The organism is Asaia sp. A2 (assembly GCF_057319415.1).
On sequence record NZ_JBXWTO010000054.1, the window covers coordinates 1 to 221 of the forward strand.

General features: G+C 60.2%; 1 pseudogene. It reads right to left on the reverse strand.

The window, feature by feature from the left end:
- A pseudogene (locus tag ACWNRM_RS15250) lies at window positions 1-221 on the reverse strand (IS630 family transposase); the annotation flags it as partial.

Here is a 221-nt window from a genome sequence, read left to right on the forward strand (position 1 = left end):
TAATCTCTGGCCCCGCCGACAGCGACCATGACGTCGCGCCATGTTGGTCGAGGCCCAGGTTTCATCAATGAAAACCAGTCGCTCGGGGTCGAGATCGGGCTGGGTCTCGAACCAGTACTGCCGTCGCATCAGGACATCCGGACGATCCTGCTCCGCCGCATGGGCAGACTTTTTTTCCATGTGATCTGGTGGCGCGCGAAGAAGCGCCACAGCGTGCCAAT